This is a genomic window from Flavobacterium sp. (assembly GCF_044361015.1).
In the GTDB taxonomy this organism is placed as follows: Bacteria; Bacteroidota; Bacteroidia; order Flavobacteriales; family Flavobacteriaceae; genus Flavobacterium.
Genome location: NZ_JBIKJL010000001.1, coordinates 154687 through 181582, shown reverse-complemented (window position 1 = coordinate 181582; position 26896 = coordinate 154687). Strand labels below are relative to the sequence as shown.

General features: G+C 32.9%; 28 protein-coding genes. 16 read left to right on the top strand and 12 right to left on the bottom strand.

Annotation, left to right across the window (positions count from 1 at the left end):
* Positions 1 to 8: 8 nt before the first annotated feature.
* The 3 genes from ACIQ2Z_RS00855 (at position 9) to ACIQ2Z_RS00845 (ending at position 2605) form a co-directional block, all read left to right on the top strand.
* The gene (locus ACIQ2Z_RS00855; RefSeq protein WP_396182278.1) at positions 9 to 551 is read left to right on the top strand and encodes an RNA polymerase sigma factor; all 543 of its coding nucleotides are present in this window, start codon (positions 9 to 11) and stop codon (positions 549 to 551) included.
* On the top strand, positions 548 to 1936 hold the full coding sequence (locus ACIQ2Z_RS00850) for a hypothetical protein (RefSeq protein ID WP_396182277.1): 1389 nt from the start codon (positions 548 to 550) through the stop codon (positions 1934 to 1936). Before ACIQ2Z_RS00855 ends, ACIQ2Z_RS00850 begins: the two co-directional genes overlap by 4 nt.
* Before the next feature lie 147 nt (positions 1937 to 2083).
* Positions 2084 to 2605: a nuclear transport factor 2 family protein gene (locus ACIQ2Z_RS00845; protein ID WP_396182276.1), complete on the top strand. Its 522-nt coding sequence runs from the start codon at positions 2084 to 2086 to the stop codon at positions 2603 to 2605.
* Here ACIQ2Z_RS00845 and ACIQ2Z_RS00840 read toward each other — a convergent pair.
* The gene (locus ACIQ2Z_RS00840) at positions 2597 to 3544 is read right to left on the bottom strand and encodes an L-threonine 3-dehydrogenase (RefSeq protein WP_396182275.1); all 948 of its coding nucleotides are present in this window, start codon (positions 3542 to 3544) and stop codon (positions 2597 to 2599) included. The genes ACIQ2Z_RS00845 and ACIQ2Z_RS00840 overlap by 9 nt on opposite strands.
* Positions 3545 to 3686: 142 nt before the next feature.
* On the opposite strand from ACIQ2Z_RS00840, the gene ACIQ2Z_RS00835 reads away from it, so the two are divergent.
* Both ACIQ2Z_RS00835 and mfd read left to right on the top strand, forming a co-directional pair.
* Positions 3687 to 4274, top strand: a complete 588-nt coding sequence (locus tag ACIQ2Z_RS00835) for a hypothetical protein (RefSeq protein ID WP_396182274.1) — start codon at positions 3687 to 3689, stop codon at positions 4272 to 4274.
* 66 nt (positions 4275 to 4340) lie between these two features.
* Positions 4341 to 7637 (top strand): transcription-repair coupling factor, encoded by a 3297-nt coding sequence (gene mfd, locus ACIQ2Z_RS00830; RefSeq protein ID WP_396182319.1) that lies wholly within the window; start codon positions 4341 to 4343, stop codon positions 7635 to 7637.
* Between the two features lie 79 nt (positions 7638 to 7716).
* Here mfd and ACIQ2Z_RS00825 read toward each other — a convergent pair whose 3' ends face one another.
* The 3 genes from ACIQ2Z_RS00825 to ACIQ2Z_RS00815 form a co-directional block, all read right to left on the bottom strand.
* Positions 7717 to 8376 carry an aspartate kinase gene (locus tag ACIQ2Z_RS00825; protein ID WP_396182273.1) on the bottom strand — a complete coding sequence of 220 codons (660 nt, stop codon included), beginning with the start codon at positions 8374 to 8376 and terminating at the stop codon, positions 7717 to 7719.
* A 63-nt stretch (positions 8377 to 8439) separates the two neighbouring features.
* Positions 8440 to 8799: a YraN family protein gene (locus ACIQ2Z_RS00820; protein WP_396182318.1), complete on the bottom strand. Its 360-nt coding sequence runs from the start codon at positions 8797 to 8799 to the stop codon at positions 8440 to 8442.
* Between the two features lie 403 nt (positions 8800 to 9202).
* The gene (locus tag ACIQ2Z_RS00815; RefSeq protein WP_396182317.1) at positions 9203 to 10099 is read right to left on the bottom strand and encodes an LD-carboxypeptidase; all 897 of its coding nucleotides are present in this window, start codon (positions 10097 to 10099) and stop codon (positions 9203 to 9205) included.
* A gap of 432 nt (positions 10100 to 10531) precedes the next feature.
* Between ACIQ2Z_RS00815 and metG the strand changes: the two genes are divergently transcribed.
* The 5 genes from metG to ACIQ2Z_RS00790 all read left to right on the top strand — a co-directional run bounded on the left by metG (position 10532) and on the right by ACIQ2Z_RS00790 (position 16301).
* Entirely contained in the window at positions 10532 to 12598 is a 2067-nt protein-coding gene (gene metG, locus ACIQ2Z_RS00810; protein WP_396182272.1) for a methionine--tRNA ligase, read from the top strand.
* Positions 12599 to 12679: 81 nt separating this feature from the next.
* The gene (locus ACIQ2Z_RS00805) at positions 12680 to 13246 is read left to right on the top strand and encodes a transposase (protein ID WP_396182271.1); all 567 of its coding nucleotides are present in this window, start codon (positions 12680 to 12682) and stop codon (positions 13244 to 13246) included.
* Positions 13243 to 13941 carry an HAD family hydrolase gene (locus tag ACIQ2Z_RS00800; protein ID WP_396182270.1) on the top strand — a complete coding sequence of 233 codons (699 nt, stop codon included), beginning with the start codon at positions 13243 to 13245 and terminating at the stop codon, positions 13939 to 13941. Before ACIQ2Z_RS00805 ends, ACIQ2Z_RS00800 begins: the two co-directional genes overlap by 4 nt.
* Before the next feature lie 31 nt (positions 13942 to 13972).
* On the top strand, positions 13973 to 15382 hold the full coding sequence (locus ACIQ2Z_RS00795) for a hypothetical protein (RefSeq protein WP_396182269.1): 1410 nt from the start codon (positions 13973 to 13975) through the stop codon (positions 15380 to 15382).
* Between the two features lie 16 nt (positions 15383 to 15398).
* The gene (locus tag ACIQ2Z_RS00790) at positions 15399 to 16301 is read left to right on the top strand and encodes a histone deacetylase (RefSeq protein ID WP_396172377.1); all 903 of its coding nucleotides are present in this window, start codon (positions 15399 to 15401) and stop codon (positions 16299 to 16301) included.
* On the opposite strand, the gene ACIQ2Z_RS00785 is transcribed toward ACIQ2Z_RS00790, so the two are convergent.
* From ACIQ2Z_RS00785 to ACIQ2Z_RS00770, 4 genes are all read right to left on the bottom strand, one after another.
* A complete protein-coding gene (locus ACIQ2Z_RS00785) occupies positions 16298 to 16768 on the bottom strand; it encodes a CBS domain-containing protein (protein ID WP_396172376.1) in 471 nt (156 codons plus the stop codon). The two genes, ACIQ2Z_RS00790 and ACIQ2Z_RS00785, sit on opposite strands and share 4 nt — an antisense overlap.
* A gap of 96 nt (positions 16769 to 16864) precedes the next feature.
* Complete coding sequence (locus ACIQ2Z_RS00780; protein WP_396172375.1) at positions 16865 to 17317, bottom strand: HRDC domain-containing protein; 453 nt, start codon at positions 17315 to 17317, stop codon at positions 16865 to 16867.
* Positions 17318 to 17337: 20 nt separating this feature from the next.
* The gene (locus ACIQ2Z_RS00775) at positions 17338 to 17664 is read right to left on the bottom strand and encodes a single-stranded DNA-binding protein (protein ID WP_396172384.1); all 327 of its coding nucleotides are present in this window, start codon (positions 17662 to 17664) and stop codon (positions 17338 to 17340) included.
* A 117-nt stretch (positions 17665 to 17781) separates the two neighbouring features.
* Positions 17782 to 18111 (bottom strand): single-stranded DNA-binding protein, encoded by a 330-nt coding sequence (locus tag ACIQ2Z_RS00770; protein WP_396182268.1) that lies wholly within the window; start codon positions 18109 to 18111, stop codon positions 17782 to 17784.
* 282 nt (positions 18112 to 18393) lie between these two features.
* On the opposite strand from ACIQ2Z_RS00770, the gene ACIQ2Z_RS00765 reads away from it, so the two are divergent.
* The 5 genes from ACIQ2Z_RS00765 to ACIQ2Z_RS00745 are packed head-to-tail and all read left to right on the top strand — an operon-like array spanning position 18394 to position 23535.
* The gene (locus tag ACIQ2Z_RS00765) at positions 18394 to 18954 is read left to right on the top strand and encodes a hypothetical protein (protein WP_396182267.1); all 561 of its coding nucleotides are present in this window, start codon (positions 18394 to 18396) and stop codon (positions 18952 to 18954) included.
* Positions 18955 to 18958: 4 nt separating this feature from the next.
* The gene (locus ACIQ2Z_RS00760; RefSeq protein WP_396182266.1) at positions 18959 to 19309 is read left to right on the top strand and encodes a hypothetical protein; all 351 of its coding nucleotides are present in this window, start codon (positions 18959 to 18961) and stop codon (positions 19307 to 19309) included.
* Positions 19310 to 19334: 25 nt separating this feature from the next.
* On the top strand, positions 19335 to 21725 hold the full coding sequence (locus tag ACIQ2Z_RS00755; protein WP_396182265.1) for a M28 family peptidase: 2391 nt from the start codon (positions 19335 to 19337) through the stop codon (positions 21723 to 21725).
* Positions 21712 to 22512: an SDR family NAD(P)-dependent oxidoreductase gene (locus ACIQ2Z_RS00750; protein ID WP_396182264.1), complete on the top strand. Its 801-nt coding sequence runs from the start codon at positions 21712 to 21714 to the stop codon at positions 22510 to 22512. The genes ACIQ2Z_RS00755 and ACIQ2Z_RS00750 overlap by 14 nt, the downstream gene beginning before the upstream one ends.
* A gap of 27 nt (positions 22513 to 22539) precedes the next feature.
* On the top strand, positions 22540 to 23535 hold the full coding sequence (locus ACIQ2Z_RS00745) for an NAD(P)H-dependent glycerol-3-phosphate dehydrogenase (RefSeq protein WP_396182263.1): 996 nt from the start codon (positions 22540 to 22542) through the stop codon (positions 23533 to 23535).
* A 67-nt stretch (positions 23536 to 23602) separates the two neighbouring features.
* Here ACIQ2Z_RS00745 and ACIQ2Z_RS00740 read toward each other — a convergent pair whose 3' ends face one another.
* The 3 genes from ACIQ2Z_RS00740 to ACIQ2Z_RS00730 form a co-directional block, all read right to left on the bottom strand.
* Positions 23603 to 24010: a hypothetical protein gene (locus ACIQ2Z_RS00740; protein ID WP_396182262.1), complete on the bottom strand. Its 408-nt coding sequence runs from the start codon at positions 24008 to 24010 to the stop codon at positions 23603 to 23605.
* A 40-nt stretch (positions 24011 to 24050) separates the two neighbouring features.
* Positions 24051 to 25070, bottom strand: a complete 1020-nt coding sequence (gene pheS, locus ACIQ2Z_RS00735; protein WP_396182261.1) for a phenylalanine--tRNA ligase subunit alpha — start codon at positions 25068 to 25070, stop codon at positions 24051 to 24053.
* Between the two features lie 84 nt (positions 25071 to 25154).
* Complete coding sequence (locus ACIQ2Z_RS00730) at positions 25155 to 25511, bottom strand: hypothetical protein (protein WP_396182316.1); 357 nt, start codon at positions 25509 to 25511, stop codon at positions 25155 to 25157.
* 123 nt (positions 25512 to 25634) lie between these two features.
* On the opposite strand from ACIQ2Z_RS00730, the gene ACIQ2Z_RS00725 reads away from it, so the two are divergent.
* Positions 25635 to 26162: a CvpA family protein gene (locus ACIQ2Z_RS00725; RefSeq protein ID WP_396182260.1), complete on the top strand. Its 528-nt coding sequence runs from the start codon at positions 25635 to 25637 to the stop codon at positions 26160 to 26162.
* Here ACIQ2Z_RS00725 and ACIQ2Z_RS00720 read toward each other — a convergent pair.
* A complete protein-coding gene (locus tag ACIQ2Z_RS00720) occupies positions 26146 to 26889 on the bottom strand; it encodes a tetratricopeptide repeat protein (protein ID WP_396182259.1) in 744 nt (247 codons plus the stop codon). The genes ACIQ2Z_RS00725 and ACIQ2Z_RS00720 overlap by 17 nt on opposite strands.
* Positions 26890 to 26896: the final 7 nt, after the last annotated feature.

Here is a 26896-nt window from a genome sequence, read left to right as displayed (position 1 = left end):
GAACGCTTGTGGGTTTAGATCAGCTAATACAAGATTGTAAAAAAGAAAATACTAAAGCACAAGAACAATTATACAGATTATTTTCATCTAAATTGTTTAGCGTTTGCTTGAAGTATTCGAAGAATTATGCAGAAGCACAAGATAATTTACATGATGGTTTTTTGTTGATTTTTAAGAAAATTAATCAGTATGATCACAAAGGTTCTTTTGAAGGATGGTTAAAAAGAGTAATGATTAATTTTATACTTCAAAAATATAGGTCTCATACTGTTTTTGAAATCGTTACGGAGAATATTCCGGAAACAATTGAAGTTGAAATTGAAGAAGAAAATATAAACATGAGTTATTTGTTAAAAATAATTCAGGAATTGCCTGACAGGTACCGAATGGTGTTTAACTTATATGTTTTAGATGGTTACTCACATAATGAAATAGCAGAAATGATGGGAATATCTTCCGGCACTTCTAAGTCTAATTTAGCGAGAGCTAAAATGATATTGAAAGACCAAATAGAAAATCAGGCGTCCAACGATATGTATGAAGCCAAATGAAAGATAAAAAAAATTTAGAACGACATTTTCAAGAACAATTCAAAGATTTTGAAGAAAATCCGCCGGAAATTGTTTGGAAAAACATTGAGGAAAAACTCAATAAAAAAGAGGAAAAACGAAGAGTAATTCCAATTTGGTGGAAATTATCGACTGTAGCAGCATTGTTAGTTTTTGGAACTTTAGGTATCCAATATGTAATGAATTCTTCCAATAAAGAAATTAAAAATGAAATAGTATTGGACGAAATGGATTTAAAAAAGTCTGAAACAAATCCCAGTTCACCCATTGAAAATCAGAAAAAACAAGGTGACAAAGTTGACCAAATTGAAAAAACAAAAATGGGCGTAGCAATTGTTAATGATAATGTTGAAAATCAAAAAACAGTTCAAAATAAATCTCAAAATTCTGCTATTCAGAAAAAAAGTAAATTACCTCTTCCAAATTTAGCCAGTTTAATTGAAGAAAAAAATAAACTAGCCCACAATGATAAATCAAATAACTTTGAAAAAGAAATATTAAATTCACAACAAAGTGAACCAAAAAAAGAATTTGTTCTTACGGAATATCCTTTAGAACAAATTAAAAATAATTTAGATTCAACTGTCCTTTCAGCTATTACTGAAAACAAAATTGAACCTAATGCGTTGGAAGAATTGCTAAAAGAAAAAGAAAAAAAACCAAAAGTTGAACCCAATGTTAATAAGTGGCAAATCACTTCAAGTGTTGCCCCTATTTACATGGGTTCATCTTCCAACGGTTCACCAATTGATTCCGAATTTGCTGATAACCCAAAAGATTATCAAAACACTTTAAGTTATGGCCTTGGAGTGAATTATGATATTCATAAAAAATTCAATCTTCGAACCGGCATAAGCAAAATAAATTTAAGTTATAAAACCAATGACATTGCCTTTTATCCTGAAATTATTGGAAAGGGAATAGAAACATTGAGTTATAGCAATGAAGGTGCTACAATTGTTGTTCATGATAATTTAATTGAACCAAAAGCTATACAAAGTAAACAATCTGGTTCAATACAACAACAATTAGATTATTTTGAAATTCCTTTAGAAATTTCATATAAAATTTTAGACAATAAATTAGGGATAAATTTCATTGGCGGTATGAGTTCCTTTATACTAAATAACAATGAAGTAACGGTTATTTCAAATGACTTTTCTGCAACATTGGGAAAAGCAAATAATCTAAATACCGTTCATTTTAGCACAAATGTAGGAGTTGGTTTTAGATATCGCTTTTGGAAATCCTTTCAAGCAAATTTTGAACCAACCTTTAAATACCAAATCAACACCTTTAGCAGCAATGATGGTGGTTTCAGACCATACTTTATTGGATTGTATTCCGGGGTTAGTTACCGATTTTAATTGATAAGCCTTAAGTTGGTTTTGCTTATTTGTTTTAGACTTTAGTTAAGTTCGTTATTACTTTTATTGCCATCAGTAATAACTCAGAAAAGAGCACTTTCGGTTTTAGTGCTCTTTTTTTGTATCTTTATTTCAAATTGAAAACCGATGAAAAAAATTATATTCCTTCTTTTTATTTCAATATGTCTATTTTCTTGTTCAAAATCAAATCCAATTGAAAACAAAAAAGATATTGATAAAATGCTCAATCTTTGGCATCAGGCAGCCGCAGAGGCAAATTTTGAAAATTATTTTAAGCTGATGACAGAAGATGCTGTTTTTATTGGAACAGACGCAACCGAAAACTGGAATCGAAAAGACTTTGAAAATTTCTCAAAACCTTATTTTGATAAAGGAAAAGCGTGGACTTTTCATCCTATCCAAAGAAATATTTATCTTGATAATAACTCTAAATTTGCTTGGTTTGACGAACTATTAGACTCTTCCTTTAAAATTTGTAGAGGCTCAGGAATTATAGAAAATGTTAATGGAGAATGGAAAGTTAAACATTATGTATTGTCCATGACTATCCCAAATGACAAATCTAATCAAGTCGTTGCTATAAAAGATTCACTCGAAAGTATTCTAATAATGGAATTAAAACAAACTAAAAAGAAATTCTTAAATTGATTTTTTTAAGTTTTCCAACATCTCAACAGTCATTGAATTCATGTTGAATTGATGTTTCCAATTCCAATCTTGTCTAGCAGATGAATCATCAATTGATCCAGGCCAACTATCCGCAATCTTTTGACGAAAGTCCGGTTTATATGAAATTGTGAAATCCGGAATGTGTTTTTGAATCTCAGCTGCAATTTCTTTGGGAGTAAAACTTACTCCGGACAAATTATAAGAAGAACGAATTTTAATTTTTTCAGCCGGGGCTTGCATTATTTCTATTGTTGCACGTATTGCATCATCCATGTACATCATTGGTAAACGCGTTTCTTCCGACAAAAAACATTCGAACTTTCCATCACTTAAAGCTTTATGATAAATGTCTACAGCATAATCAGTTGTTCCTCCACCGGGTGGCGTTGACCAACTGATCAATCCGGGATAACGTACACTCCGAACATCGACACCAAATATATTATGGTAATATTCACACCATCGTTCACCGGATTGTTTTGAAATTCCATAAACGGTTGTTGGCTCCATAATGGTGAATTGAGGTGTGTTTTCCCTTGGTGTAGTTGGTCCAAAAACAGCAATGCTTGAAGGCCAAAACACTTTTTTTATTTTTTTTGCTTTCGCTAAATTTAATACGTGAAAAAGTGAATTCATATTCAAATCCCATGCAAAGGCAGGATTTTTTTCGGCTGTAGCAGAGAGTAATGCCGCCATTAAATAAACTTCCTCTACATGATATTTTTCAATAATGTGTTCAATTTGATTAAAATCTAGGGCATTCAATACTTCAAAAATTCCATCATTAACTACTTCATTATTTAACTTTCGAATATCGGTAGCAATTACATTTTCATTGCCATATAAGTTTCTTAATTGATGTGTTAACTCGGTGCCTATTTGTCCGCAGGCTCCAATTATCAGAATTTTTGTACTCATTCGTTCTAGATTTAAAATACAAATATAACGTTTTCGTTATTGAGAAATCAGTTAAGAAATCACTTTTATTTTTTGGAAAGCTTTAACGCGAATAACCAAGATTCAATTTACCTTTGTATTTTTGAAATCAAATTTGCTTATAATGAAAATTCTAGTGTTTTTCCCTTTTTTGATTGTTTTTATATTTTTTTCCTGTCAGCAGGATAATGAGAAACGATTGATTCAACAACAAAAAGAACTTGCTAAAAACGAAGTTATTTTTAAAAAAATTAGCAGTGCTTGGAATTTCAGAACAATGAATCTTCAACCTTCCTCCCAAGAATTAGTAAAAGACTGGGCTCAATGGCGTTTATTTTTAACTGAACTACAACAAAAACCAACCAGTTCAATAGGAGCCTTTCAAAAAAAATCAAAAACCCTTTCTATAAAAGCAGATGAAGTTTTACAATCGATTCCTGGGGAAATATTTATGCATGAATTTAAAAGTAGATTTACTGTATTGTTGACTAAATTTCGTTCATTAGAAATGTATCTTTCTTTGGATTCTATTCCAGATCAAAAAGTAATCAATCTAATAGCTGAAATCAATCTTCAGATGGCTTCAATTGAATTACAAATGAATGAATTAGTTCGAAAAAATCAAATCCCAATGGAAAAAGGAGAAGCCGATATGATTCGAATGCTTGACACATCTCGTGCGGTTAAAAATGTTCCGAAAAATTTAAATTAATTGAATTTAAAAAACATCTATTCTGTTTATAATTCTTCCGTAAAACTAGTTCAGTTAGCGGAAAGTATTACTATTCCCGAGAAAAAAATTCAAATCAAAGGATTAATTGGTTCGTCGTTTTCGTTTGTCATTCAATCTTTATTTCAAAAAACAGAATTACCATTTTTGTTACTTTTTAATGATAAAGAAGAAGCTGCTTACTATTTGAATGATCTAGAAAACCTCATCAACGATCAAGATGTGTTGTTTTATCCGAGTTCATACCGACGACCTTATCAAATTGAAGAAACAGATAATGTCAATGTGTTGCTTCGGGCGGAAGTGTTAAACCGAATCAATTCCCGCAAAAAACCATCGATTATTGTCACTTATCCAGAAGCTCTTTTTGAAAAAGTGGTTACCCGAAAAGAATTAGATAAAAACACTTTGAAAGTGGCAGTTGCCGATCAGATTTCGATTGATTTTATCAACGAAGTTTTATTTGAATACAATTTTAAACGCGTTGATTTTGTTTCGGAACCTGGTGAATTTTCCGTTCGTGGTGGAATTATCGATGTATTTTCGTTTTCAAATGACAATCCGTACCGTATTGAGTTTTTTGGAAATGAAGTTGATAGTATCCGAACGTTTGATGTAGAAACACAACTTTCGCTTGAAAAACAAAAGAAAATTTCAATCATTCCCAACGTAGAAAATAAATTTTTACAGGAAAATAGAGAAAGTTTCCTCAATTACATCAACCCAAAAACCGTCCTTTTTGTTCAGGAAACGGAAATGGTTTTAACTCAATTTGATAAATTATTCAAAAAAGCAACGGAAGCTTTCGGAAAACTTTCAGGTGAAATCAAACATGCCTCTCCGGATGAACTTTTTATCAATCAATCGTTATTTGTAAAAAAAGCTCTTGATTTTTCGATTGTTGAAATCGGATTAAAACCTATTTTCAAAACTGAAAAAAGTTTTGAATTTCATACCAAACCACAACCTTCTTTCAACAAACAATTTGATTTATTGTTGAATGATTTGAACGAAAATCACTTTAACGGAATAAAAAATTATTTGTTTTGTTCCAATGAAAATCAAGCCAATCGCTTTCATGATATTTTTGAAAGTATTGATGAAGAAAATCATGAAAACATTCGAAAACAATATAAAACAATCGTTTTTTCACTTTTTCAAGGGTTTATTGATGAGGAAAATCAGTTAGCATGCTACACCGACCATCAAATTTTTGAACGGTATCATAAATTCAACATCAAAAACGGTTATTCTAAAAAGCAAACCATAACGCTTAAGGAATTAACGCAACTTTCGGTTGGCGATTATGTGACACACATTGACCACGGAATTGGAAAATTTGGTGGTTTGCAAAAAATTCAGGTGGAAGGAAAAATGCAGGAAGCCATAAAATTGGTATATGCCGATAATGATATTGTGTATGTGAGCATTCATTCGCTCCACAAAATTTCAAAATACAACGGAAAAGACGGAACACCTCCAAAAATTTACAAATTAGGGTCGAATGCGTGGAAAGTTTTAAAACAAAAAACCAAAGCCAGAGTCAAACACATTGCTTTCAATTTGATTCAATTGTATGCTAAAAGGCGTTTGGAAAAAGGTTTTGCCTGTGCTCCCGACAGTTATTTTCAAAAAGAATTGGAAAGTTCATTTATTTATGAAGATACACCCGATCAAATTACGGCTACGCAAGATGTAAAAAACGATATGGAACGCGACCGTCCAATGGATCGATTGGTATGTGGTGATGTTGGTTTTGGCAAAACAGAAGTCGCCATTCGAGCCGCTTTTAAAGCCGTTGACAACGGAAAACAGGTCGCCATTTTGGTTCCAACAACGATTTTGGCTTATCAACATTTTCGAACATTTACCGAACGTTTAAAAGACATGCCCGTGACGGTAAATTATTTAAACCGATTTAGAACCGCAAAACAAAAAAGTGAAACGATAAAAGGTTTGGCAGAAGGCAAAGTGGACATCATCATCGGTACGCATCAATTGGTGAGTAAAGATGTAAAATTTAAAGAATTAGGTTTATTAATTATCGACGAAGAACAGAAATTTGGAGTGAATGTAAAAGATAAACTCAAAACGATTTCAGCAACGGTTGATACATTGACCTTAACCGCCACTCCAATTCCGAGAACGTTGCAATTTTCATTAATGGCAGCGAGGGATTTATCGGTTATTACAACTCCTCCACCGAATCGTTATCCTATTGAGAGTCATGTGGTTGGTTTTAATGAAGAGCTGATTCGGGATGCTATTTCGTATGAAATTCAGCGAAATGGTCAAGTTTTTTTCATCAATAACCGTATCGAAAATATTAAAGAAGTAGCCGGAATGATTCAGCGACTCGTTCCTGATGCTCGCGTTGGCATTGGACACGGACAATTAGACGGCAAAAAATTAGAAGAATTAATGCTGGCATTTATGAATGGCGAATTTGATGTGTTAGTGGCCACAACCATTATCGAAAGTGGTTTGGATGTCCCAAATGCCAATACGATTTTTATCAATAACGCGAATAATTTTGGTTTATCCGATTTGCATCAAATGCGGGGTCGCGTGGGTCGAAGCAATAAAAAAGCATTTTGTTATTTCATCACGCCACCACAATCAGTGATGACGGAAGATGCGAGAAAACGAATCAATGCGTTAACACAATTTAGCGAGTTAGGAAGCGGTTTCAACATTGCCATGAAAGATTTGGAAATTCGTGGTGCAGGCGATTTATTAGGGGGTGAACAAAGTGGTTTTATCAATGAAATTGGTTTTGAAACCTACCAAAAAATCATGAACGAAGCCATTGAAGAACTAAAAGAAAACGAATTCAAAGAATTGTATCAGGAGGAAAATGACATTGAAACCAAAGAATTTGTAAAAGACTTGCAAATTGATACCGATTTTGAATTGTTGTTCCCGGATGATTACATCAACAGCGTGAATGAACGTTTGAATCTATACAACGAACTCGGAAATGTAAAAGACGAAGAAGGTTTATTGGCTTATGAACAAAAACTAATTGACCGTTTTGGTGCATTGCCAAAAGAAGCCCAATCCTTGTTGAACAGCATCCGTATCAAATGGATTGCTACCCGATTAGGTATTGAAAAACTCATCATGAAACAAGGCAAAATGATTGGTTATTTTGTGGGCGATCAACAAAGTGATTATTACCAATCCTCTCGTTTTCATAAAGTACTTCAATTTGTGCAACAAAATGGCAATTTATGCAAAATGAAAGAGAAAGAAACCAAAAGCGGTTTGCGTTTATTGTTGACTTTTGAGAATGTGAAGTCTATTAAGAAAGCATTGGAATTGATGGAATTGATGGCAAGATAAAATTCAAAACTACTAAAAGCTTTAAACATATATGACTTATATGGTGAAAAATAAATTAACCATATAAGTCAAATAAGTTTTATAAACTCTTTAAATCCTTAATTACTTTAAAAGCCACATCTACTTCTTGTTCACTAACTAAAATGGTAAACTCGTTTGAGGTAGAAATAACTTCATTAATGATGATTCCTTCCCAAGCTAAACGTTGGAAAATGAAATAGTATATTCCGGGAATGCTTATATTTTCTTTCGGTAATTTTACGGTAATTGAGGCTAAATTATCCAATTTCTGAATCAATTTTTCGCCTGAAAAATGTTTATCTACTAAGTGACCTACGCTTTCACTAACAACAATATTGGTTTCGTTTACGCCTCTTGAAGACGTGTAGAAAATTCCTGTTTCTTTATTGATTTCATAAATCAAAGCAGCTTGTTTGTCTAAAATGGTTTCTGAAACCGCAAACGTATAATCGATTAACGAAGATCGAACAGTGATTTCGCCAATGTTTTTTAAGACTTTTAAGATTTTGTGATTAACTCTGAAATCTAATTCTTCCGAAAGGCGTTTTAAAGCCATGACAACCGCTCCTTGCTTGACATCTTTACCCAATTCCTGCTCCAATTCGGGCATCATGTTTCGAGATAATGAAGTGAGATTGATGATGCCTTGCGACAAAGCACTCAATAAAAAAGGTTTGGTTTTGATGTAATGTTCAACAACAGAAGAAATTGTTTTCATTTAAAAATGTTTTAAAAACACGGTAAAGTTATAAATAAAAGACAATTTGTTACAAATATAACATTAAAAATAATAAAAAGCATCTTCAATATGTTCAATAGAAGTTTCGTGATTGTTGAGGACAATACCAATGATGTCAAAACGCACCTCCAAATCAAGGTCGTTTTCGGTCATGTATTGATCAACGGCTTTGACTAAATTTTGAATCTTTTTCCCTTTTACAAAATCTTGCGGTAAACCAAAATCGGCAGAGGTTCGGGTTTTGACTTCCACAATGGCTAAAATGTTGGCTTTTTGGGCCACAATATCCAACTCGGCTTTTTGAAAAACCCAGTTGCGTTCTAAGATTTCATAGCCCGCTTTTTGTAGAAAATCAGCGGCTATTTTTTCGCCTTCTTTGCCTAATTCATTGTGTTGGGCCATAATAAAAAGAAATTCCAATGTTCAAATTCCAAAAAAAAACTACTTTTCAGAACACAGATGATAAAAATTAATAAAATTTAAAGAATTTAAAAAAATTATTATTCTAATTTCTTTCATTTTAAAAATCTTTGTTCCCTTCAAAAATTTAAAATCCAAATTCCATTAAGAGAGTTTTTGAACACAGATGATAAAAATTAGTAAAATTTAAAGAATTTAAAAAAACTATTATTCTAATTTCTTTGATTTTAAAAATCTGTGTTCCCTTCAAAAATTTAAAATCCAAATTCCATTAAGAGAGTTTTTGAACACAGATGATAAAAATTAGTAAAATTTAAAGAATTTAAAAAAACTATTATTCTAATTTCTTTGATTTTAAAAATCTGTGTTCTAAAAAAATATAAAATTATTCAAACTTCAAAACCGTTCCTTTTTCACTAACTTCCAACGTTACTTGTCTTCCAAAAACCAACGCCCGATTATCCGGAATGTGCCCTGCCGGGAAATTGTAAACTATCGGAATATTGTAGGCTTTAGTTACGTCCTCAATAATTTGCAAGGCATCTTTCCCCCATGGAATATCATTGTCTTTCATTTTGGTCATGCTTCCCACCACAATTCCTTTCAAACTTTCCAAACAACCATTGCGTTTTAAGTTCATCATCATTCGGTCGATGTGGTATAAATATTCATCTAAATCCTCCAAGAATAAAATTTTATCCGTGCAATCAATTGCTGAATCCGAACCAAACAAACTGTATAATATAGATAAATTCCCTCCCACTAATTCACCTTTGGCTTTGCCAAATTTATTCATCGAATCAAACGGAATGGCATACGAAAGACTTTCGCCAAACAATGCTTTCCGCAAGCTCTCTTTGGCTTCGGGAGTTGCTCTGGGAATATTCACCGGCATCATTCCGTGAATGGATTGAATTCCTAAGTTATGAATATGGCTGTGTAAAACCGTCACATCGCTAAAACCTATGACCCATTTGGGATGGATTTTAAAATTTGTAAAATCAATCAAGTCAACCATTCGAACCGTTCCATAGCCGCCTCGAACACACCAAAGCGCTTTCACATTCGGATTATCCAATTGCTGTTGAAAGTCTTTAGCTCGGTCTACATCGGTACCTGCCAACTGATTTTGATCCAGTCCGATCGAATTACCAATCAAAACTTTTAAACCCCAATTTTCTAAAAATTCTTTGGCGAGTTTCAAGTCATCGTCAATATGTTTTCGGGCAGTTGCCACAATAGCAACCGTGTCGCCTTTTTTTAGATAAGGAGGTGTGATCATTTTTTTGTCCATTTGAGCGTTAGCATTGAAAAAAAGAGCCAAAACAAACCAAAGTAGAACAGTATGTTTCATAGTTGATTGGTTTCTATGTAACAAATTAACAACTATTTATTTTTTGTAACAAGTTTTTATAAAATAGATACTTCTTTCCGGCACTTATATCTAGCCCGGATAGTAGTGGAAAGCCTTTTGCCGGATTGTTGTATTTTTTCTTGGTGAAAAAGAGCGACCTTGGGAGCTACTTTTTTGGCTTAGAAAAAAACAACAAGACAAAAAAGCTTGCAACGAATAGCCGGATTAGCTTCTAAAAAATAATTTGCAATCTGTGAAGGCTTAGCAACTTGTCTATGCGATAAAAAACTTATTTTTGCAACAGAAAACTTTAACGGTTGCCTTTTTGCGTCTTTGCGACTTGGCGAGAAACAAAATCATATGATAGAGAATCCCAAAAGATATACAATTACTGCGGCATTGCCATACACTAACGGTCCGATTCACATTGGACATTTAGCAGGTGTTTACGTTCCTTCAGATATTTATGCCCGTTACCAACGTTTGCAAGGAAAAGACGTAGCCTTTATTTGCGGAAGTGACGAACATGGTGTGGCCATTTCAATGAAGGCGAAAAAAGAAGGCATCACGCCGCAACAAGTTATTGATAAATATGACGGAATCATTCGGCAATCGTTTTTGGATTTCGGCATTTCGTTTGACAATTATTCACGTACCTCATCAAAAATTCATCACGATACGGCTTCTGAATTTTTCAGAACGCTTTATGACAAAGGTGATTTTATTGAAGAAGTAACTGAACAATTATACGATGCACAAGCCGACCAGTTTTTAGCGGATCGTTTTGTTGTTGGAACGTGTCCGAAATGCGGCAATGAAGAAGCTTATGGCGATCAATGTGAAAAATGTGGTTCTACATTGAATGCTACTGATTTAATCAATCCGAAGTCGACTATTACCGGCACAACACCCATAAAAAAAGAAACTAAACATTGGTTTTTACCATTAGACCGATATTCAGATTTTTTAACTGAATGGATTTTAGTCGGCCATAAAAATGATTGGAAACCAAACGTATACGGTCAAGTAAAATCATGGATTGACGGCGGTTTAGAGCCACGAGCTGTGACTAGAGATTTAGATTGGGGTATTGATGTTCCCGTGGAAGGTGCCGAAGGCAAAAAATTATATGTATGGTTTGATGCTCCGATTGGTTACATTTCATCCACCAAAGAATGGGCGGCACGCGAAGGAAAAGATTGGAAACCTTATTGGAAAGATGCCGACACTAAACTGGTTCATTTTATTGGAAAAGACAATATCGTATTCCATTGCATCATTTTCCCGGCGATGTTAAAAGCAGAAGGAAGCTATATCTTACCCGATAATGTTCCAGCAAATGAGTTTTTAAATTTGGAAGGAAATAAATTATCGACTTCTAAAAATTGGGCTGTTTGGTTGCATGAATATCTACTTGATTTTCCGGAGAAGCAAGATGTGTTACGTTACGCTTTAACCGCAAACGCTCCCGAAACCAAAGACAATGATTTTACCTGGAAAGATTTTCAGGCAAGAAATAATAATGAATTGGCTGCGGTTTACGGTAATTTCATTAATCGTGTGGTGGTTTTAACACACAAATATTACAACGGAATTGTTCCTCAACCCAATGAATTTTTAGCCGTTGATGAACAAACATTAGCCGAACTGAAAGCCTATCCGGCGGTTATAGCAAGTTCTATCGAACGCTACCGATTCAGAGAAGCGTTAGGAGAATTGATGAATGTTGCCCGTTTAGGAAACAAATATCTAGCAGATGAAGAACCATGGAAAATGGTAAAAACAGATCCGGAACGTGTGAAAACACAAATGTATGTGGCTTTGCAAATTGCTGCGGGATTGGGTGTTTTATCAGAACCTTTTTTGCCGTTTACAACGCAAAAATTGTTAAAGACGTTACAATGCAACGTCTCTACCGTAATTAATTGGGAATTGATTTCCAAATCATCTGAATTGTTAAAATCCGGCCACCAAATTGGTCAAGGAGAAATTTTGTTTGCTCAAATTGAAGATGCCGAAATCCAAAAACAAATAGACAAATTAGAAGCGACAAAAACTGCTAATAAAATGGAAAGCAAAACTGTAGAACCTCAAAAACCAACAGCAACATTTGAAGATTTTGCCAAACTTGATTTACGGGTTGGTACAATTATTGAAGCAGAGAAAATGCCTAAGGCAAATAAGTTGCTAGTTTTAAAAGTGGATACAGGAATGGATGTTCGTACCATCGTTTCGGGAATCGCCGAACATTTTTCGCCGGAAGAAGTAGTTGGAAAACGCGTGACAATTTTAGCCAATTTAGCACCAAGAGCCTTGCGTGGCGTTGATAGTGAAGGAATGATTTTGATGACCAATAATGCGGAAGGGAAATTGGTATTTGTGAATCCGGATGGTGATGGGGTTGATAATGGGGCGATGATTTCATAAAATTATCGAATGGTAGAGACGTTGCAATGCAACGTCTGTACAGAATAAAATTAATATTTTAAAAGCCAAAATGAAAAATGTATGCCAAAAAAATTCAATAATAAATATCGCATAGATTCTGCACGCCTAAAAAATTGGGATTATAGAAGTAATGGTGCCTATTTTATCACCATTTGCACAGCCAATCGAAAACATTTCTTTGGAGAAATTGTTGTCAATGAAGCATCCAAAGAAATGGAATTATCACAAATCGGAATCCTAGCAGAAAGTTTTTGGGAAAAAATACCGGAACATTTTCCGTTTGTTGAATTAGGAAATTATGTGGTGATGCCAAATCACGTTCATGGGATTTTGATTATTAATAATACGGCAACGATAGAGACGTTGCAATGCAACGTCTGTACAAAGGAAGATGGTAAAAATCGATTTTTTTCTGAAATTTCGCCAAAATCAGGTTCAATTTCATCAATAATTCGTTCTTATAAGTCTATTGTAACAAGAGAATCACGCGTAATAAATCCAAAATTTAAATGGCATTCGAAATTTCACGATCATATTATCCGAAATTCAATTTCGTTTGAACGTATTCAAAATTATATAGAAAACAATCCATCCAATTGGAGTGAAGACAAATTTTACTGTTTATGACCAAAAAAGTAATCGCTTTTGATGCAGACGACACCTTGTGGCACAACGAGCCTTATTTTGATGAAGCTCAGGAACGCTTTTGTCGTTTGTTTCAAGATTTTGCTTCGAGTCAGGAAATACTGGGTCTGATTTTAAATCATCAAGTCAAGAATTTACCCTTATATGGTTTTGGCATCAAGGCTTTTACACTTTCGATGATTGAATCAGCTTTGCAACTAACCAATCATCAGATTACAGGAAAAGGGATTGAACAGATTATGGCCATTGGAAAAGATTTGTTGCAAAAACCAGTTGAATTATTACCGGAAGTAGCAAATGTTTTACAACAATTAAACGGGACACATAAATTAATTGTTGCCACCAAAGGTGATTTAAAAGACCAACACCGAAAATTACATGATTCGGGCATTGGTCATTACTTTCACCACATTGAAGTGATGTCGGATAAAACGGAAATAGATTATCAAAAAATGCTGGGCCGATTGGATATTCAACCGGATAATTTTGTGATGATTGGAAATTCTTTAAAATCGGATGTATTACCTGTTTTGAAATTGGAAGGTCACGCGATTCACATCCCTTATCAAACTACTTGGGCCTATGAGCGAATTGATTATACGATTGAACATCGTAATTTCAAAACGTTAAATAACATAGGAGAAGTTCTTCCAATTTTAATGGAGCGAGCAATTTAAAGTATCTTTGATTAACAGTAGCTTAAAAATCATGAAAAAGAGTTTAACCTTAGTGTTGTTGTTTTGCATGTTTGGTTTATTTAGCCAAACTAAAATTGTTTCGACTGACTTAGAATTCAAAAGATCAACCATATATCATCAACTGATTTCAAAAGTTGATGTTTCAACGCATGAACTTTATGTTTTAGCGGCAGATAAAGACAATACAACGCTGTTAAAATACAATTCTGCTCTTTTTTTTGATGATAGCTTACAAACAAAAACGGATAAAAATTATCCAAGAGTTATTGGGAACAGTTTTAATCATAAAAGAAATATTGTTTTCTATTGGGCAACTGAGGACAACAGAAAAGTGATGGCAGTTACTTATGATTTTGTTCAACGTAAAATAGCCACTATTTTTTTTGACATTCCATTTACTGATGAAAACATCCTAGCATCGTTTGAACAAAACAATCAACTGTATTTTTTGAGTTATCAAAAGAAAGATAAGCAACTAAAATTATATATTCTCAGAGGTAACCGCTACGATGAAAAAATTTTAGATTTTAGTGCTTTTAAATTAAATTTACCCGGTTCTGCTCCAGCGGCGATTGCAGAATACCTCGCAACAAATCCAATTGAAATTATTGACAATGATTTTTTTACCCCATTATTTTTAGCCGTTAATAAAATAAAAATTTATCCTTTAAAAGATAAATTACTTATAACGTTGGACCCTTTTTCTTTACAAACACAAGCCTTTGAAATCGATTGGAATACGTTTGCAATTACTGAAAAACTTTTTTCACAACCTACATTAGCTTCCGGTGCAGGAAATTCCAATTCTTTTTATGTTCAGGAAAAACTGTACCAATTTAAAGCAAATGAAACGCAATTAGTACTTGCTAAGCACGATTATCAGGGAATTGAACCCGTGATTAGTTACAGTGTATTGGAAAGTGAACAAATTAGTTTTAAAAATTCTCCATTATATTATCAAAATGCTGATTATCAACCACAAGAGATAAAAAACACGCAAAAGTTTTTAAAGCGATTAAACAATAAATCGACGGGAATATCCGTCTACGAAATGCAAGGGGATTTACTTCTCACTGTCGGCGGAACCAACAACGTTGTTTCTTATGACGGCGTGGCTTTAGGGGCATTGATTACTATTGGTGGGCTTATGTTAGGAGGTGATGTACCTATGCCGGATGCCGGATTTGATGAGGTTTTACAAAATGTGTATTTTGAGTGTCGATTTGACACCGAATTTAAATCTAAAAATATTCCGTTTAGTCCCTTAGCCATTGACTTTATGTCCGGATTTTTACAAGAAAACAGTACGATAACGCTTCAAAACACTATAAAATATAAAGACTATTTTATTCTAACCTATTACGACTCAAAAGCGAAGCAAATTATATTGCGAAAATTTGAAGATGGTTATGGCCTATAACTTTTGATCGCTATCAATGATTCCCATTGCTTTTCATTCTATTTATAAACATCCTTTACCTGATGGTCATCGGTTTCCGATGCAAAAATATGAATTGCTGCCACAACAGTTGGTATATGAAGGAACCGCTGCTTCATCTGATTTTTTTGAACCGGATCTTCCGGATTTGAAACATGTTTTGTCCGTTCACACTTCCGAATATGTAAATGATTTGATTCAATTAACATTGGAACCAAAAGCCGCACGAAAAATTGGGTTTCCGTTGTCAAAAGAGCTTGTTGAACGCGAATTGCGAATTGCCAACGGCACAATTATAGGTTGTGAAAAAGCTTTTGAGAAAGGAATTGCCTTTAACATTGCCGGCGGAACACATCATGCATATAGTAATCATGGCGAAGCTTTTTGTTTATTGAACGATCAAGCAATCGGTGCAATGTTTCTGCTCAATCAAAAGTTAGCCAAGAAAATAGTTATTGTTGATTTAGATGTACATCAAGGAAACGGAACCGCACAGATTTTTCGAAATAACACCTCAGTTTTTACCTTTTCAATGCATGGCAAATCAAATTATCCGTTTAAAAAAGAATGTTCTGATTTAGATATCGATTTACCTGATGGAACTACTGATGATTCGTTTTTAAAACTACTTTTGAATAATCTTCCTCATATAATTGATTCACAAAAACCGGATTTTATATTTTATTTGGCTGGTGTTGATATTTTAGAATCAGACAAACTAGGAAAACTTTCCTGCACAATACAAGGTTGTAAAAAAAGAGATGAAATTGTATTTGATTTATGTAAAAAATACGAAATTCCCGTTCAAGTAAGTATGGGTGGTGGTTATTCACCGAACATCAAAACGATTGTTGATGCTCATGCAAACACGTATAGAGTAGCTAAAGAATTGTTCTATTAATGACGCGGATAATGTGTGCCTTTCCAATCAAGCACCGCTTTTAAAACATTTTTCTGACTAATTAAACCTATTAGTTTTCCGTCGTGAACCACCGGAAAATTTCTTTTTTTGGTCGCTAAAAACTTGTTTGCGATATCTAATAAACTGTCTTCAGGACCCACACAAATGACACTTGTAGTCATGTAATGCTCAATACTCATTTCTTCTAACGGTAAATTATAATATTTACTTTCTGTCATTTGCTTAATACAATCACCCTCGGAAATAAAACCAATCACTTCATTAGATTCTGAAACAATGGGTCCTCCGGAAATTCCATTTTTCACTAAAGCATCCATGATTTCTATAATATCTTGAGTTGTTTTAAAACTTACAACAGCCTTGTTCATGTAATGTTCCACTCGGATTTCTTCTGCTTTTGGAGCTGCTTTACCAACTAATTCTCCTTGATAACTTTTTATTGCCATGGTTAATTAATTTAAAATTAGGACTTTAAATATACAAAAAAAACCATCCGACGCAGCAGATGGTTTTTTAAACTAATCAAAAATGGATCAAACTAATTAACTCGCTCTCAATAAAGAAATAATATCTGTACCATAACGAGAGATTTTTTGTTCACCAAAACCTTTGATTTTCTTTAACTCATCAACTGATTCCGGTTTAACTTTTGCAATGGTCATAAGTTCCGAATTGTGACAAATCATGTATTGTGGCAAACCTAATTTGTTTGATTTTTCGCTTCTCCAATTTTTCAAGGAATTTAAGGTATTTCGCTCTGCCGAACTTAATTCTTCAAAACTGGAAACAGTCACTTTTTCCTCTTCTTTGGATTCTTTCGATTCGCTAATTTTAGGTTCGAAAAAGACTAATACGGACCAATAATCAATCATTCCTGCAATAAAATTGGTGGCTGTTTTTTTAACGACTACTTCATTCAAAAATTGATTGATGGCGTTTTGATCGTTCTGTAAATGTTCCCCACTCACACGAACTCTGAAATGTTTAATATTCATGATTTCTTGTGTTTAATGGTTTAATTTGATTTTCCTAATAACATCACATCACTAACAACCACTTCTGTAATGTAGCGTTTGTTTCCATCTTTATCGTCGTAGCTTCGGGTGGATAACTTACCTTCAATGGCAATCTCTTTTCCTTTGGTCACGAATTTTTCGATAATTTCTGCTGTAGAACCCCAGGCAACAATACGATGCCATTCCGTTTGTTCTACTTTCTCTCCTTTTTTGTTGGTGTATGAATCATTCGTAGCAATATTTAAATTGGCTACTTTTCCACCTTCAAAGGTTTTTACTTCCGGGTCATTTCCTACATGACCGATTAACTGTACTCTGTTTTTCATTGTGTTCATGGCGTATAAAATTTAAAGTTTTAATCTGAACTCGTTCTAGATTCTATTAATAATTAAAATTGTTTATTATTGATTTTTGAATTTGACTTTTGTATTGCTATTGATTAATTATTTCATCAAAAGCAATTCACTCACAACTACTTCTGTCACGTAGCGTTTGTTTCCTTCTTTATCATCATAAGTTCTGGAAGTAAGTTTTCCGGTGATGCCAATTTGTTTTCCTTTTTCAACAAATCGTTCGATGATTTCTGCCGTTTTTCCCCAAGCTACAATATTGTGCCACTGGGTTTGTTCTACTTGATCTCCTTTTTTGCTCAAATAGACATCTTTGGTTGCGAGTGATAAATTGGCTAATTTTTTTCCTCCTTCAAAATCTTTGATGATTGGGTCTTTGCCTACATGACCGATTAACTGAACTTTGTTTTTTAATGCTTTCATGGCTTGTAAAAATTTAAATGGTTTATAAATTAATTTTGTCGTTGTTTGTTTTCGACGATGCAAAGATTTAACGGTTTGCAAAATTTATTCGGTACAAAATCATTTACTTTCGGTTGTAACTGTTTGTAACCGTTTGCAAATGGAAAATAATTTTTTGTATCTTGCAGAAAAACAAAACTATATACCTTAAAACATAAAGAAAATTTATTTTAATCTATTAAAATTAAATTCTTAAACAAAATGAATAATTCCTTAAAAATATTTACTTTAATTTTCATTTTTATGATTAGTTGTAATTCAAAAAATGAATTACATCAAGTAACTGTTGATACAAATACAAAGAATAATGAAGCTGTCTTTAATAAAACAAAAGTCAATATTTCTGAAAATGATTCTATCGAAAATGAAGTAAAATCTAACAAAAAGATTATCGTTTTACAATGTTCTAACGGTTATGGCCAGAATGATTTTAATAGAACTATTGAATCTGAAATTAGTAAAAAGGAAGGTTTTACTATCGTTCCTTTTCCAAACAGAAAACTATTAGGAGTTACTTTTCAAGGAGTTTTTGACAAGAAATATTGTATTCCAATTATTGAGAAAATTGATGTTGATTACATTATAATGACAAGATTTCTAGGAAATTTGAGAGAAGGAATTGAAATCATTGAAGAAGCAGAAGAAGATGTTATCTGGGGGTATGAAATTAAGATTTTAAATATAAAAAGTATGAATCAAAAGATTTCAATTAGCAAAGACAACTTAGAAGAATACCAAGATATTACAACTGATATCGAAAGAAAAGGTAAAAATCTACTTAATGACATTGAAAATTTAAAGTGAAATTATGACAAAAAACTGTTTAGAATGTGACGAAAAAATTATTGGCCGCGAAGATAAAAAATTTTGCAGCGACGGTTGTAGGAATGCTTACAATAACAAAATAAACAAAGACAGTACCAATTTAATGCGTAACATCAATAACAAGTTACGCAAAAATTACCGTATTTTGTGCGAACTAAATGTGGAGGGAAAGAGTAAAACCACCAAATCAAAGTTACTTAGTAAAGGTTTTGATTTTGACTATTTCACTTCTATTTTGCATACAAAAACGGGTAATACCTATCATTTTTTATATGATCAGGGCTATATGGTTTTAGAAAACGATTATTATATGCTAGTCAAAAAAGACCATTAATTTAAAGTAACTAACCTACATAATGATGAAAAAAAATTATACCTCACTACTTTCGGCATTACTGATTACCGGAATTATTGCTTTTATTTTTTATCGAATGATGCCCAGTGAATCTTCAAAGGAAAATGTCCCTCTTTCTGAATTTTCTACCGTAAGAGCATTAAAGCATATAAAAACTATTTCGAAAGAACCACATTATGTAGGCAGTTCTTATCATCAGAATGTTGTTAGTTATCTGGATACTGAATTAAAAAAATTGGGTTTAGAAACCGAAATTCAAAAAAGTGCTGTTTTAAGTAAATGGAACAACTTAGTTGAAACACAAAATATTATTACCCGAATCAAAGGTTCCGATTCTTCAAAAGCCTTGCTATTATTAACACATTACGATAGTGCTCCACATTCAAAATCGTATGGAGCCAGTGATGATGCGAATGGATTAGCTGTTATTTTAGAAGGTATTCGAACCTTTCTTCACAATAATTCTCCAAACAAAAACGATATAATCATAGTGTTTTCTGATGCCGAAGAACTCGGTTTAAATGGGGCGTATGCTTTTGCTTCAGAACATCCGTGGGCAAAAAATGTAGGACTTGTGTTGAACTTTGAAGCTCGTGGCACCAAAGGCCCTTCGATGATGCTTGCGGAAACCAATGGTGGTAATGCCAATTTAATTAAAGGTTTTGCTGAGGCTAATCCTGATTATACCTTATCAAATTCACTGATGTATAGCATCTACAAAATGCTTCCTAATGATACGGATTTAACTGCTTTTAGAGAGACCGCCGATATTCCGGGTTTTAATTTTGCTTTTATTGACGACCATTTTGATTACCATACTGTTCAAGATAATTTTGAAAACTTTACTCCGGAATCTTTAGAACATCAAGCAACCTATTTAATGCCTTTGCTTACTCATTTTTCAAATGCAGATCTAAGAAATTTAAAAACAAATGAAGATCATATTTATTTTAGTATTCCCTTTGGTTTTATTCACTATCCTTTTAGTTGGAATTTACCATTATTGATTGTTGCATATGTTTTGTTTTTTGGGGTTGTCATTCTTGGATTAGGAAAACATGTGTTAGATTTCAAAGATGTATTAAAAGGATTCATTCCACTTTTTGGTTCATTGCTAATTTCCGGAATTGTTGTTTTCTTTGGATGGAAAATGATTCAGTCCTTATATCCCGAATACCAAGATATGCTTCATGGATTTACATATAATGGTCATAGTTACATACTTGCTTTTGTCTTCATTTCTATCGCCATTTGCTTTTGGATTTATTCTAAATTTGTAAATTCTAAAACTACTGTAAGTTTTTTTGTAGCTCCGTTATTCTTTTGGTTAATCATCAATATAGTTGTTATTGTCTATTTAGAAGGAGCATCTTTTTTTATTGTTCCTGCCTATTTTGGTATATTTAGTTTAGGTAAATTTGTTTACAACAATAAGTCAAATTTGCTTTTAAACATTGCGTTAAGCATTCCAATGCTGGTTATTTTGGTGCCTTTTATTCAATTATTTCCAATTGGGTTAGGGCTAAAAATGTTAACCGGAAGTGCTTTATTTGTAGTCTTTGTTTTCTCATTATTAATTCCGGTTTTTGGAGCTTTTTCCAATAAAAAAGTTTGGGGATGGTTGTTTTTTGTTCTTGCTTTTGCTTTTTTAATCAAAGCTCACTTCACTAGTGGTTTTGAAAAAGGAAAGGCTAAGCCAAATAGTTTATTATACATTGCTGATGCTAATTCACATAAATATTATTGGGCAACTTATGATAAAGTATTGGATCCTTGGACAAAAAAATATTTAGGAGAATCTCCAAAATCAGGTGATAATTTAAATAAAAACACAGTAAGCAGTAAATATAATTCCGGATTTAGTTATGCTGCTGAAGCTCCAAGAAAAAATATTTCAGAACCTACTTTTACTTTTCTTCGCGATACAATCATTGGGAATTACCGTTCTGTTACATTACAAATTAATCCAAACAGAAATATGAATAGAATGGATGTTTTTGCAGATGAAAAGTTGAAATTTCACAATATGAAAGCCAATGGAATTATAGCTATAAATCAAAAAGGAAGCTTTTACAAAAGAAAAGATTCAAGATTATTAAATTATTATCCCATTGACAATAAACCTTTGACACTTAGTTTCCAAATCTCAAAAGAAGCCGATTTAGAAATGGAAGTTATGATTTCAGCCTTTGATTTATTGGAAAATTCGATGTTTTCTATTCCAAATCGTCCGGATGAATTTATCCCAATGCCTTTTGTTCTAAATGATGCAATTGTGGTGAAAAAGAAAATTTTTAAGGCAAAACCAATCGAAAAACAAAATTTAGATTCCGAGAATTACGAAGTAATTAAAGATTCAATTATCATAAAAAAAGATAGTCTTGAAGCAAATTAGTATTTTAGGATGTGGCTGGTTAGGATTTCCCTTAGCAAAATCACTACTAAGCAAAAATTATTCAATAAACGGTTCGACAACTTCCTTTTCTAAATTAGAAGTAATGAAGCCAGTGGGCATTTTCTCTTTTCTCTTATCTCTTGATGAAAATGAAATTCAAGGAGATATCTCAAACTTTCTTCTAAATTCTGAAATACTTATCATTGCTATTCCTCCCAAATTAAGAGGAAATTCTAACGAAAGTTTTGTCTCAAAAATAAAAATATTACTTCCTTTTATTGAACAGTCTACAATAAATAAAGTGCTTTTTATCAGTTCAACTTCCGTTTATGCAGATGATAATACCGTAGTAACTGAAAATACAATTCCAAATCCAGAGACAGAAAGTGGTCTTCAACTTTTGGCTTCTGAAAAATTATTACAAAACATTACTTTTTTTCGAACAACAATCCTTCGTTTTGGTGGTTTAATTGGTGAAGACAGACATCCAATTCGTTTTTTAGCCGGAAGAACTAACTTGGAAAATCCGGAAGCTCCAATTAATTTAATTCATCAGGAAGATTGCATTGCAATTATTGAAAGAATAATGGAACAGGATTGTTGGGGTGAAGTTTTTAATGCTGTGGCTCCTTTTCATCCTACCCGAAAAAGATATTATACAGAAAAAGCGATAGAATACAATTTAGCTTTTCCGCAATTTAATGAAAGTCTGACTTCTATTGGAAAAACAATTAGTTCCGATAAATTGATTCGAATTTTGGGATATGATTTTAAAAATTTAAGTTAAATTTACCTTTCCAAACAAACAAACAAAATGAACGATTCACCAAAATTTGCTGTTATCGGTGGTGGTAGCTGGGCAACTGCGATAGCAAAAATGCTTTGCGAAAACCAAACAGAAATTTGTTGGTATATGCGAAATCAAACCGCGATTGACCACATCAAAGCAGAAAAACACAATCCTAACTATTTGAGTTCTGTTGAATTTAACACCAATAAATTAAAGCTTACTACTGATATAAACAAAGCGGTTGCTTATGCCGATTACCTTATCTTTGCAATTCCTTCTGCCTTTTTAAATACTGAATTAGAAAAATTAACGGAATCATTTGAACATAAAGTCATTTTTTCTGCCATTAAAGGAATTGTTCCGGAAACGTTTTTAATTGTTGGTGAACATTTTCACAAAAAATACGACATCCCTTATGAAAATATTGGTGTTATTACTGGTCCATGTCACGCAGAAGAAGTTGCTTTAGAACGTCTTTCTTATTTGACAATTGCTTGTGCTGATGCAAAAAAAGCAAAAGTGGTGGCTCAAAATTTATCTTGTAAATACATCAAAACAAAAATTTCCGATGATATTATCGGAACGGAATATGCTGCCATGTTAAAAAATATTTACGCCATCGCAGCCGGTATGGCTCACGGCTTAGGATATGGCGACAATTTTCAGGCTTTATTGATGAGTAATTCCATTCGTGAAATGAAAAAGTTCATCAAAAAAGTACACCGCATGAAACGGAATATTAATGATTCTGCTTATTTAGGCGATTTATTAGTGACCGGTTATTCTGTGTTTTCCCGAAATCGAATGTTTGGAAATATGATTGGAAAAGGATATACCGTAAAAAGTGCTATGATGGAAATGAGCATGGTTGCGGAAGGTTATTATGCGGTGAAAAGTGCCTATAAACTGAACCAAAACTATCAAGCAAAAACGCCAATTATTGACGCCGTTTATGAAATTTTATACGAAGGGAAAGATCCTAAAAGTGTGTTTAAAAAACTGACGGATAAGCTGGATTAATATTAAGAGAATAGACTTAAAACTTATAGATTTGGTCTATTTTCTATTCTCTATTTTCTATATTCTTTTACTTCACCACCACCCCATTCTTAAACAAAACAGGCACTTCTTGAGTAGCCTGTTCATTAATAGTGTTGGTTCTGAAAATAAATTTTTTATCGTATAACGTGTTTCCAATAAAATAAGTCACCATAAATTCATTGTTAAGTGCCAAGACACTTTGCTCAACCATTTCCACTTTTATTACTGAAACAGATGGAACTTTGATAAAAGCATGACGCAGCAAAGATGTTTTTTTCATTTCTCCTTTTATCGTTCCGAAAGCTTTGGAAACAACCATTACGCTATCTAAATCAAAATCACTGTCGTTTACAAGATAAACATACCAAACCTTATCCATAAAGTCATCGCTCCACTCCTGTACAGCGGCCATAAATACATTTTCTACTTTTGGGATAATAATATCGGATTTCATTCAAATTATCTAAACCTGAAAGGTTTAATTGCTAGTTAAATTATATACTAGATTTAAATTGTTCTAAAAAACGCACATCATTTTCATAAAACATTCGAATGTCGCCAATTTGGTATAATAACATAGCAATACGTTCAATGCCCATTCCAAAAGCAAAACCATTGTATTCGTCAGCATTTATGCCACAGTTTTTCAAAACGTTTGGATCAACCATTCCGCAACCCATAATTTCTAGCCAGCCGGTTCCTTTAGTGATACGGTAATCTGTTTCGGTTTTTAAACCCCAATAAATATCTACCTCAGCACTTGGCTCAGTAAATGGAAAGTAAGACGGTCGCAAACGAATTTTTGACTTTCCAAACATTTCCTTGGTGAAATATAAAAGTGTTTGTTTTAAATCGGCAAACGAAACATCTTTATCAATATACAATCCTTCCACTTGATGGAAAATACAGTGTGAACGCGAAGAAACGGCTTCATTACGGAAAACTCGTCCCGGAGAAATCGTTCTAATTGGTGGTTTGTTGTTTTCCATATAACGAACTTGCACAGATGAGGTATGTGTTCTAAGCAAAACATCAGGATTGGTTTGGATGAAAAAAGTGTCTTGCATGTCTCTCGCCGGATGGTATTCGGGCAAGTTCAAGGCAGTGAAATTATGCCAATCGTCTTCAATTTCTGGACCTTCGGAAACGTTAAATCCGATGGTGGAAAAGATATCGATAATTTGATTTTTTACTAATGATATTGGATGACGAGAACCTATCGGAAAAGGTTCTCCCGGGCGAGTCAAATCGCCAAAAAGACCAACTGTCTCTTCTTTACTTTCCAGTAATTCTATAATAGATTTCACTTTCTCTTCGGCTGTATTCTTTAGTGTGTTAATAACTTGTCCGAATTCTTTTTTCTGTTCATTAGGAACATTTTTAAACTCGGTAAACAAGTCTTTCAATAAGCCTTTGCTTCCTAAATATTTTATTCGGAATTGTTCTAAAGTTTCTTTGTTATCCGTTTGAAAAGCCTGAGCTTCGCTAATATATTCTTTAATCTTATCTATCATCGTTCGTGATATAAAGCTACAAATTTAGGGAAAATTTATTAATAGGGACTAGTTGCAACTTGTCCGATCTCAAAATAAAATGAATTAATTGATTAATTCTCTTTCCAGAAAATAATTTACAATGGCATCTTTCATCAAAACGGATTGTTCGCCTGCTTTTAGTGGCGGTAATACTTCTTTTACTTTATAATGAGGCCAACCATCATTATCAAAAAATTCAAATTCATAATAACCATAAGGTTCTAATAATCGACAAATTGCAATGTGCATTAACTCAATTTTTTCGTCCTTTTTGAAAGTTTGTTTCACTTTACCCAACTCTTGAACACCAATTAAATATATAATGGCATCTAAATCAAGCATTTCGCCTTCAGCAAATTGATTTGATAATAGTTGGACAACGTTTTCCCAACGTTCTTTTAATTGAATATCTCTTGACATGATGGAAGATGAAAGTGGGAAGATGGAAGAATAATTTCTGCCATCAATCACTATTATTTTTTGGCAAAGATAAGAAGTTGATATTGATTAAACATAAATTACTATTTTAGTAAAAAATTAGAAATGAATTTTTTAGATATTACAATTGGATTATTACTTGTTTTTAGTTTATACAATGGAATCAAAAATGGTGTTTTTGTAGAAATCGCTTCAATAATTTCTTTCGTATTGGGTGTTTTTCTTGCAATTAAATTTTCCTATTTAGTGAAATCTTTTTTAGAAGGGTTTGTGAGTTGGAATCCGCAAACCATTCAAATTACTGCTTTTATATTGACTTTAATTTTGGTAGTTATTGGAGTTCATTTATTAGCAAAAATATTTACTAAAATAGCCGATTTTGCTTTTTTAGGTTGGGTAAACAAATTAGCCGGCGGAATTTTTAGTGTGCTGAAAACAGCTTTGTTAATTGGAATTTTTTTGAATTTAGTCCAAAAGATAAATATTAACAATCAATTTATTTCTAAAGAAAAACAAGAGAAATCAATATTCTACAAACCAATATTAACTACAACAGCCTTTTTGATGCCGATGTTAACGCGATGGATTGATGATATTAAAAAGAGTTACGACGAGACTACTTCAACTCTTTGATTGCCTCTTTTTGAACCCATCCTTCTGTTTCGTCTGAAAGTTGGATTTTTTTCCAATTTTCTATCGTTTCAAGAACGTAAACTTTTGTACCTTCATGCAACACAAAAGCCTCTGTTGCATTTTCCCGAGGTTCATTTTTAACGGAAAGTATTTCTTCAAAAACAATAGCCGGACGCTCGCTTTGATAATCATTTTTGTCAAATATAGCAGCCCCAATAGCGGCAAAAATCAAGAATGGAATAAAGAGCATCCCCAAAAAGAAAACACGTTTAAAAATGGCTGTTTGAGAAAAATAATACCCCATGAAAAAAAGTAAAAATAAGACAGAAAATCCTATAGAAATTATTCCCCAAGTATTGTAGTGAAATAAGCCTGTAAAATTTCTGAGTAACTTTTCAAAACCAACTTTTTGAGTTTCTTTTATATCGTCGATAGTTCTGTTTTTAGCAAATTTTAAATTGTTTCTGATGTCTTTATCGTTGGGACTTATCAAAAGTGCTTTTTCATAATAATATATCGCAGGAGCAATTTTATTGAGTTTGTAATAGCTGTTCGCCAAATTAAAATATAAATCACATGATTCTTTTTTACCTTCTAAAATGCTCTCATAAGCCTTAATTGCTTCTTGATAATTTCCTTTTCGATACTGATCGTTTCCATTGTCAAAAACACTTTGAGCCCAAAAAGTTTGAGTTAAAAAGAGGAATAGATAAATTATATTCTTCATGGTTTTT

What these genes read in the sequence shown, in the direction of transcription:
- ACIQ2Z_RS00850 (WP_396182277.1), top strand. Translation starts at nt 548, where the DNA reads ATGAAAGATAAAAAAAATTTAGAACGACATTTTCAAGAACAATTCAAA.
- ACIQ2Z_RS00845 (WP_396182276.1), top strand. Translation starts at nt 2,084, where the DNA reads ATGAAAAAAATTATATTCCTTCTTTTTATTTCAATATGTCTATTTTCT.
- ACIQ2Z_RS00840 (WP_396182275.1), bottom strand. Translation starts at nt 3,544, where the DNA reads ATGAGTACAAAAATTCTGATAATTGGAGCCTGCGGACAAATAGGCACC.
- ACIQ2Z_RS00835 (WP_396182274.1), top strand. Translation starts at nt 3,687, where the DNA reads ATGAAAATTCTAGTGTTTTTCCCTTTTTTGATTGTTTTTATATTTTTT.
- ACIQ2Z_RS00825 (WP_396182273.1), bottom strand. Translation starts at nt 8,376, where the DNA reads ATGAAAACAATTTCTTCTGTTGTTGAACATTACATCAAAACCAAACCT.
- ACIQ2Z_RS00820 (WP_396182318.1), bottom strand. Translation starts at nt 8,799, where the DNA reads ATGGCCCAACACAATGAATTAGGCAAAGAAGGCGAAAAAATAGCCGCT.
- ACIQ2Z_RS00815 (WP_396182317.1), bottom strand. Translation starts at nt 10,099, where the DNA reads ATGATCACACCTCCTTATCTAAAAAAAGGCGACACGGTTGCTATTGTG.
- metG (WP_396182272.1), top strand. Translation starts at nt 10,532, where the DNA reads ATGATAGAGAATCCCAAAAGATATACAATTACTGCGGCATTGCCATAC.
- ACIQ2Z_RS00805 (WP_396182271.1), top strand. Translation starts at nt 12,680, where the DNA reads ATGCCAAAAAAATTCAATAATAAATATCGCATAGATTCTGCACGCCTA.
- ACIQ2Z_RS00800 (WP_396182270.1), top strand. Translation starts at nt 13,243, where the DNA reads ATGACCAAAAAAGTAATCGCTTTTGATGCAGACGACACCTTGTGGCAC.
- ACIQ2Z_RS00795 (WP_396182269.1), top strand. Translation starts at nt 13,973, where the DNA reads ATGAAAAAGAGTTTAACCTTAGTGTTGTTGTTTTGCATGTTTGGTTTA.
- ACIQ2Z_RS00790 (WP_396172377.1), top strand. Translation starts at nt 15,399, where the DNA reads ATGATTCCCATTGCTTTTCATTCTATTTATAAACATCCTTTACCTGAT.
- ACIQ2Z_RS00785 (WP_396172376.1), bottom strand. Translation starts at nt 16,768, where the DNA reads ATGGCAATAAAAAGTTATCAAGGAGAATTAGTTGGTAAAGCAGCTCCA.
- ACIQ2Z_RS00780 (WP_396172375.1), bottom strand. Translation starts at nt 17,317, where the DNA reads ATGAATATTAAACATTTCAGAGTTCGTGTGAGTGGGGAACATTTACAG.
- ACIQ2Z_RS00775 (WP_396172384.1), bottom strand. Translation starts at nt 17,664, where the DNA reads ATGAAAAACAGAGTACAGTTAATCGGTCATGTAGGAAATGACCCGGAA.
- ACIQ2Z_RS00770 (WP_396182268.1), bottom strand. Translation starts at nt 18,111, where the DNA reads ATGAAAGCATTAAAAAACAAAGTTCAGTTAATCGGTCATGTAGGCAAA.
- ACIQ2Z_RS00765 (WP_396182267.1), top strand. Translation starts at nt 18,394, where the DNA reads ATGATTAGTTGTAATTCAAAAAATGAATTACATCAAGTAACTGTTGAT.
- ACIQ2Z_RS00760 (WP_396182266.1), top strand. Translation starts at nt 18,959, where the DNA reads ATGACAAAAAACTGTTTAGAATGTGACGAAAAAATTATTGGCCGCGAA.
- ACIQ2Z_RS00755 (WP_396182265.1), top strand. Translation starts at nt 19,335, where the DNA reads ATGAAAAAAAATTATACCTCACTACTTTCGGCATTACTGATTACCGGA.
- ACIQ2Z_RS00745 (WP_396182263.1), top strand. Translation starts at nt 22,540, where the DNA reads ATGAACGATTCACCAAAATTTGCTGTTATCGGTGGTGGTAGCTGGGCA.
- ACIQ2Z_RS00740 (WP_396182262.1), bottom strand. Translation starts at nt 24,010, where the DNA reads ATGAAATCCGATATTATTATCCCAAAAGTAGAAAATGTATTTATGGCC.
- pheS (WP_396182261.1), bottom strand. Translation starts at nt 25,070, where the DNA reads ATGATAGATAAGATTAAAGAATATATTAGCGAAGCTCAGGCTTTTCAA.
- ACIQ2Z_RS00730 (WP_396182316.1), bottom strand. Translation starts at nt 25,511, where the DNA reads ATGTCAAGAGATATTCAATTAAAAGAACGTTGGGAAAACGTTGTCCAA.
- ACIQ2Z_RS00725 (WP_396182260.1), top strand. Translation starts at nt 25,635, where the DNA reads ATGAATTTTTTAGATATTACAATTGGATTATTACTTGTTTTTAGTTTA.
- ACIQ2Z_RS00720 (WP_396182259.1), bottom strand. Translation starts at nt 26,889, where the DNA reads ATGAAGAATATAATTTATCTATTCCTCTTTTTAACTCAAACTTTTTGG.